This is a genomic window from Paraburkholderia sp. BR10872 (genome assembly GCF_040965835.1).
Taxonomy (GTDB): domain Bacteria; phylum Pseudomonadota; class Gammaproteobacteria; order Burkholderiales; family Burkholderiaceae; genus Paraburkholderia; species Paraburkholderia nodosa_A.
On the sequence record NZ_JBFRCN010000111.1, the window covers coordinates 1 to 7,562 of the forward strand.

Here is a 7,562-nt window from a genome sequence, read left to right on the forward strand (position 1 = left end):
ATTGGAGTTTGGTCAACGAAAATCGTGTTGCGGAAAACCGTAATATTTATAGCGGACCGCAAATGTTACGGAGAAAATATAGAAGACGGACAAAATTTTTCGGCATGCCGTAATGTTAAAAAATGGATTAAATAAAAAGAAAACCCTCATAAGCCAAGGGTTTTCTTTTTATTTAATCCACTTGCGGACCGCAATTCTGATAATTTTCCTTATAATACTAAAGATTAGTTTTTGTGATATACTTAAATGTTGTATTAACCATTGGTAAAAAAATGGCTGGGTGTCCATACATTGCGACCAGGCATTTTTTTATTTTTCTTTGTTTTCTTCAGATTAACATATGTACCAAACTACTAATTTTGTACATATGCTGTTTGAAAGTACAAATGCTAAAGCAAATTATCAGAAAAAGAATGGAGTAAGTATAGGGATTATATTATACTTTCATTGGGCGTATTGGTCTCCCTTAGAGGGGAGGTGAAATATATGTCAAAAGTAACTATCCCGCTGAAAAAAATACTTAAACAAACAGTGAAATACTCAATTAAGGTTGAGCCGCATTTACGCCCTTACCTTATTGTAATTTTAACTGTGTTGCTTACGAAGTACCTGTAAGTAACTTTGCACTAATTTATTATTCTATAATGCTTAATTCACGATGTTGATATCTGACACTGGATTTCTAGTATTGCAGTACTAGAATATCCAAATACAAGTGAAGGAGTACGCCCTCGATTAAGCCTCTTATACGTCTACGAGTACATAGCAAAAGGGAATATCATCTAACCTGGAGTGATAGAACACTGATCGCCATTCCGAACATCAAAGTTAAGCCTTTTAGCGCCGAAGATACTTGTGATAGGGAAAATAGGACAATTCGTAGAAGAAAAACAGGTAAAAAAGAGACCATGGATGGTTGCAGCCATTCCATGGTCTCTTTTTTTATTTTGCAGTTTTTGAAATATATGCCGCTTTGTAACTATCCCTGTTAAAAGCGTATGGATTTATTAACTTATTATGTCCCAAATATAACATTCATAAAACAAAAATTGAATACAAGGTATCCCACATAACGGAGCGATTTTTTTTCAATTAATTGAAAAAAAATCGCTCCGTTATGTGGGATTATTCTAGTTATTGTTTATTTTAGTTAGATAGAATATAATTTCTATATGATCTAGAATTATAATTCTATATTGAGGGTGTTTTTATGGCTATCAGAATAACTAACAAGATGAAGGCTTCAATTCTTAAAAAGGAATATACTGATTGGAGAGAAGCAAACTTTTATGGACAGACAGGTTTTTTTCCTGTTTTCAAAGATATGAGTCTGTACCTCCCCTATTTATCACCGGGAGCTACTACACTTTATTTATATATTGGATTACATAGTAATAATATAACTGGTGAGTGTTTTCATAGTTTGGAAAAGATGTCGACCTATTATAATAAGAGCATTAGAACAATTAGTAATTGGGTTAAAGAATTAGAAGAGATAGGTCTTATTGAAAGACTTCAATTGGATATGAATGCTGTAGCACATACTTATCTTAAACCGTTTCCCAATCCAAAACTTGACGAGTTTATATTATTAAAAACAGGAAAGATAGTTTCTAAGGAAAATGATCTTGATTACTAATACTATCTTTTTTCTTTACGGATATTATTAATTAAACGCAGGTATCCAAGCCTCAAAAATAGGAACTCATTAGATATGGTATGCTGGCTGCCATTTATTCGATCGAAAACCACCGAGAAGAGAATAAGCCGGCATGAGCTGCAGCTGCGCATCCGACATCAGCATTTAGGGAACCGGCAGCAACATTTGTTATTGTCCTTGGTAAATCCCTACGAAGACCTTAATTATGTTTAGAACACCTCGTATAAATTCTCATGGAGGTGTTAAGGATCCGGTCATATATCGGAATTTCGATATAGAAGAACGGCCTGCCATTAGGTTATGGTGCCTGATGTAAGTTTAAAGTAATACTTGTATTACTTTAATGTTGCCTATAGGAACCGACTCGTTTACAATAGGGCATACTTTCAGTTGTGAGTTGGCCATTGTCACCGGAGATCCGACCGCGAAGCGCCAGGTACATCCGGAATAACTGCAGAGCATCGATTTGACGCTTTACGAATCTATTAATCAATGATATTGTAATAGACATAGAAAGACTTACCAAACAAAAAAATAGCCATTGTTTCGGCGGCTACGGGCTACCAACCCATAAGCTGCTTCATCTGAACTCCCATTCAGTGAAACAGGACGCGCACTCACAATGACTTTTGTACGATTATCTTACCATCTTACCCCTGTTAGGGCAAGATGAAACAGGCAATTGTATTTAAAATTATAGAGGCCCCTGATTCCTTTTGTGGATTCAGGGGCTTTTTTGTTGTTTATGGCCTTTGGCCCTCTACATAATATCACGTTCTAATTAAATAAACCGGCGTTGCCCTTGCCCTAGATCCTTTTTTAAAATAGGAATCTAAGGGTCTAGTTTCTTATTGTCATTTTTAATCTATGAATCTAGCAAACGCCAACGTGGAAAGCACTAGCAACACGTTAAACTTGGCGTGCGGTGAGCTGAGCCGATGCAGAGAATCAGCGTAACGATCATCAAGGCGTAACCATGCCCGCGCCGATCGTGAGACTATCGGGAGGACGCCGTTAAATGGTCTGGAGGTTGCCAAGCTGTCGCAAGACAGGGAGGGCGTCGTAAATTACGTGGGATTGGCTTCACGTAGCAAAAGACGACGCGCAGCGTAAAAGCTGCTTGTTCGGGCATGGATGTGACGGATACTCGTCCCGCCCTACGCTGGCGTGATCGCATGAATAACCATCTATTTGTGCCTACAACATCATTATTTGTGGGCGCAGGTGGGTGTTCTATGCTCTTAAGCCTGAACCCAACCCGGTCTAGCGTGATGTTTAAGATCTTTAAAGTCAAGAGATTTTAAAGAAAACTTTGGCGGAATGATCGAATAGAGCCTAGCTAAATACGGTTAAATAAAGAGATAGCATTGAGAACAAAGGTTGAGGAATCCCCCTGGTAGAACGTTGAAGATTAGCATGAAATTGAAATAGAACTGTAAGAAAAAAAGTTACCTAAATCCATTGACTAATTTAAGTTACTTAAATATAATAAAAGTAACTTAAATTAGGGGGAGTTACTTATGGTAATCTGCTCGGTTTGTGAACAGGAATTTGACGATGAAGTTATTGACGGGGAAGAGTTTACTTGTTCTCGTTGTGCAAGTGCTAAAGCTAGATCAAACCAGTCTCTGTCTTCACATCGAGGACAACAACGGGGGGGACGTCGTAGCAAGGCTGGAAGACCATCTCTTGGGGTGACGAAAAAAGTATCGATCACACTTCCTGAGGATGCTTGGGCTTGGTTCGACGATACCGCGACGGGTAATCGATCAGAATTACTGCGTCAAATGATTCGGAAACAACAGGTCCCTCAGGGCGAATGGAGCAATAACGCGGCACTAGGATATGCAATTTTCGGCGCGCAGAAGCTCGGATTCAGTGAAGAACAAACAAAGAAACTAGTTAGAGCGATCCGATACGAGTTTGATTGTAAAAGCGTAGACCAGGCTACAGCTGAGTACAACAATTCATCGTACTAACAGGGATTGAAGACTATACGTCGGCAGGGATGTGATTGTTTATTGTTGCACCTCTCTAGTACAAAATAGCATTAGACGGATAAAATGGCCTATCTCATCCGTTTTCTCGTTCTTGTTCATAGTAATAGTCGGTCTTATGGTAGATCGTCTGAGAATGGGATGCAGGAGCCTTAGGGATCTGAGGTTCTGGTTGGTCAGACGCGCTGAAATGAATGGTACGGTCCAATCTTCCCAGTTTGATGGAATAAAATCCATCTTAGAGCAAATGACGGAGAGGAGATAAGGTGCGGACGGAGAATAATTTCATATATAGTGATGTTCCGTCTCTTAATTGATACAAACGGACGACGGACGGAATGGCTGGGACGGAGAATCGGGATGGGAAAGGGCGGAGAGAACGGGTGGATGGATTGCTTAGAAAAAAAGATCTTGTAGAGTCGGTCGGTGTGGCAAAATCGACAATAGCGGATTGGGTGACGGAATATCACGTATTTATTCCGTCATTAAAGCACGGCGCTGTTACATATTATAAGCCGGAGGCACTGGATGTTCTAAACGCGATTCGCGAGCTGCGAGAGCAGAATTACTCGAAAGTGCAGATTATGGAGCTACTGGCGAAGCGAGGTTTCCCGGTGACGGTCGAGGAGGCAGTCGAGGACGTGGAACGCGTGCTCTCCGGAGCGGATTCGCGCGATACGTTGCTGACTGTCATGCAGACGATGGGACAAGCTGTCGTCGAGATCGGAAAGCAGACAGAACGTCAGAACCGCATAGAGACGAGAATTGAGGAACATTCTGAACGGATGGACGGACAGGACGGACGAATTGCTGAAACGGCGGATCAGGTCGCTATTCTGCGTCATGTAGTTGAAGAAATGCAGCAGCAGCTCATCGCTGCTCAGGTGGAAGTTGCAGCTGCGAAGCAGGAAGCAGCCGAAGCCAAGGAACAGGCAAGCAAGCGACGTGGCCTGTTCGGGTGGTTTCGATGACGCATCTATATACCTAAACGTCACCAGTTTAGCTAAGCATTTAAGCTTGAAATAAAAGATTTTAATACGCTCGTGTTTTTTTTGAAAAAAGGAGATGTGCGTATAAAAGATTCGCTCGAAAATTACTCAAGCGGCTCTTTCGTTTCATTGGGTAATTTAATGATTTATGAGCATTAAACTATTAAATAATATTTATGATTGTTAAATAGTATTAAATAGTATTTAATACTACGAAATCATTTTCCCTTATTCTATAAGGCCTTAGCATTTATGAATATTTAATATTGTTTAATAGTATTTTTTATTGTTAAAGAGTATTAAATATTGTTTAATAGTCGCAAATGCATTATTTGTGTCATGAAATCCGGATATTTTTGCTTTTTGACTTTTTATTAGATAGTATATAAATACGATATTTAATGGATTCATGCCATTATGGCGATCAGCGGGGGGGGAGATCTCCTACGCGTAACATTTCATTCATTTTTAAAGGCTCGGTTTCTGGCCGGGCCTGAAAAGTAAAAAGAACATTGCCCTAGCGGCCAAAAATTTTATATTGCTTTTACAGCCAAAAGAAAAGCCATTCTACTAATGTTAGAGTGGCTTTTTACGTGAGGTATTCACTCGAGGCTAAAAAACATACTTTGGGAGATTAAGAATGATGGATATGTCAAAGCTCATGAAATCTTTTGAAGAACGGAAGGGTGCCTATTATGATAATTTGCTTGATGAAGAAGAATTTAAACGCCAGTTTAATAAACGTTTTGAGCAGATAAACGCATCTTGGGCTTATGAAGGTATGGAACTGGATGAGCAAGGTAAGCAATTAGTATTTGAGTGTTTAACGGGTAAAATCACACAAGAAGAATTTGCAAAAAGAGTGAAAGAATTAATATCTTAGTGGTATAATTATTGTTGGGAGGAAGGGATATGCCCTTCCAAGGACTTATTTTCGGGACTTCGAGCGCTGTGAACGCTTGGAGTCTTTTTCCTTTTTCAACCCTTTCCGGTTAATATTGGTGAATTCGATCGTCCAACCTTTGGCTTCTCCGCTGCACTTCAACTTCAAGACAGCTTCGCACTAATTATCCGATCCTTCTTGCTCAATAAGAGGACTATTCACCGGCCGATGGTCCCGTAGGCACTTCCTTGAGATTCCGAAAGAAGAGAGAAATCTCTAGGAAGTGCAGGATAAGGCGCGTAGTCGCGCTGCACTACACATCCCCGGCAAAGCCAGGGAGCATATAGGTTCTATGTGACTACATGGGTGACTACAAATGCAGATTTTGTTCCGATTTGAGACAACATAACCGGTTAAAACAGTTATAAATCTTAGAGATCTTTAGACTACGAAACAAGAAAAACTACAATCCCCTTTTTTATTTCGTGAAGAAGAATGAATCGCAGAAGAACGATTATTCTCGAAAGAAATATCAAAATGGATCCAGTTAAGATGATTTTGATTCATCATTAATATTGAATTAGTTCAGAATAGCAAATCCGAAATTCAGGGAAAATAAGCCGTGAGAGCCGATTTTCATTCCGTGGAACAATTACAAAAAAACGCCTGTGTTCGCATACAATGCGACCAGGCGTTTTTTCATTTTTCTTTGCTTTTCTTTGGATTACTACCCGATCGATGATTTATAGGGCCTAGACATATGTACCAAACTACTGATTTTGTACATATGTCTGGACATTAGGTTGAAGCAAGTGGCTATTTAGATGGCCACAAGGGGGAATTTTAAGCTTGAACTGGCATATCTTTTGTGTCAGTATTTTCCCAAGTAGTATCTACTCTAGCTCCAATAGGGAAACCAGCAACTTCTGCTCCTAATAGATATGTACCGTCAACAATGAGGTGAGCAGTATCACCACTTGCCCACGATCTATTTTTGGTTTGAGTATAGGAAAGTCCAATTTGGATACCTGTTAAGTAAGAAGTAACATCATAAACTTTACTCATATACCCTTTACCTTTACTGTCAAACCCGACTTCATACTTATAATCAATATTTTTCCAAGAAAACGTTCCTCCAAGTAAAGTTGCAAACCATGAGACATGTCCAGTATATAATGGACTTGTTTGAAAAGTACTTATAGCTCCATCTTTTTGTTCCGTTTTTAAAACGTCAATAAATGCTTCAAATTCTTCTATCGAATTGAATTTCATTCTTTCTGAAGAATCGGTAGCATTCAAGGAGAACTGTTCTGATCCGTTAGAATCAGGAAAAAATATTTCAACATCGCCGTTATACTTTTCTTCAATAGCATCCAATTGTTTCTTCTGCTCGGACGTTAAACCACTTTTTCCTTCTTCAGCAAACGCAGAACTTGCCAGTGAAAAAACCAGTACCAGTGAAAAGAATAATGAAGTAAGCTTCTTAGACATGTAAATACCTCCCGATTTTTTTTGTTTTTATGTAAGTTTCAATGGTGTACTAAGTTATGGTAAAATTTTTTAAAAAAGGAGATGGTCGAGTGAGAAAAAGTAAATTTATTTTAGTCATTAGCTTGATCTTGCCCATTCTTTCATTATTAATTGGAAGCGATATTAAACAATTAGGACTTCCAGTTCCTTTTGTTTTTTATGGTCCAAAGGTGCCATTAAGTCATGCAAATGAAGTTTTTTTATGGAAAAATGCAGTTAATTGTTCATGGAGACTTGATTTATATGCGCTCAATGTTTTTATAGTGTATAGCATTCTAATTTTATTACGATACACTTTCAGAAAAACAAAAAAACTAATAAATGCAAGTTAGGTAAAAAAAGTTTAATAGTTTTATGGCTTCATTATTTACCTAATATTGGAGTTTGGTCAACGAAAATCGTGTTGCGGAAAACCGTAATATTTATAGCGGACCGCAAATGTTACGGAGAAAATATAGAAGACGGACAAAATTTTTCGGCATGCCGTAATGTTAAAAAATGGA

The 7,562-nt window shown here is 38.6% G+C and carries 5 protein-coding genes and 1 rRNA gene; 5 read left to right on the plus strand and 1 reads right to left on the minus strand.

What is annotated here, in order from left to right:
* The first annotated feature begins 752 nt into the window (after positions 1-752).
* The 4 genes from rrf to AB4Y43_RS39940 all read left to right on the plus strand — a co-directional run bounded on the left by rrf (position 753) and on the right by AB4Y43_RS39940 (position 5,529).
* Positions 753-884, plus strand: a 5S ribosomal RNA gene (gene rrf / locus AB4Y43_RS39925).
* 350 nt (positions 885-1,234) lie between these two features.
* Positions 1,235-1,639, plus strand: coding sequence for a helix-turn-helix domain-containing protein (locus tag AB4Y43_RS39930; protein ID WP_368730248.1), 405 nt, complete (start codon positions 1,235-1,237; stop codon positions 1,637-1,639).
* Positions 1,640-4,040: 2,401 nt separating this feature from the next.
* Positions 4,041-4,628 carry a MerR family transcriptional regulator gene (locus AB4Y43_RS39935; protein WP_368730249.1) on the plus strand — a complete coding sequence of 196 codons (588 nt, stop codon included), beginning with the start codon at positions 4,041-4,043 and terminating at the stop codon, positions 4,626-4,628.
* Between the two features lie 658 nt (positions 4,629-5,286).
* A complete protein-coding gene (locus tag AB4Y43_RS39940) occupies positions 5,287-5,529 on the plus strand; it encodes an antitoxin VbhA family protein (protein WP_368730250.1) in 243 nt (80 codons plus the stop codon).
* An 843-nt stretch (positions 5,530-6,372) separates the two neighbouring features.
* Here AB4Y43_RS39940 and AB4Y43_RS39945 read toward each other — a convergent pair.
* Entirely contained in the window at positions 6,373-7,020 is a 648-nt protein-coding gene (locus AB4Y43_RS39945; RefSeq protein ID WP_368730251.1) for a hypothetical protein, read from the minus strand.
* 89 nt (positions 7,021-7,109) lie between these two features.
* On the opposite strand from AB4Y43_RS39945, the gene AB4Y43_RS39950 reads away from it, so the two are divergent.
* Positions 7,110-7,391, plus strand: a complete 282-nt coding sequence (locus AB4Y43_RS39950) for a hypothetical protein (protein ID WP_368730252.1) — start codon at positions 7,110-7,112, stop codon at positions 7,389-7,391.
* Positions 7,392-7,562 lie beyond the last annotated feature (171 nt).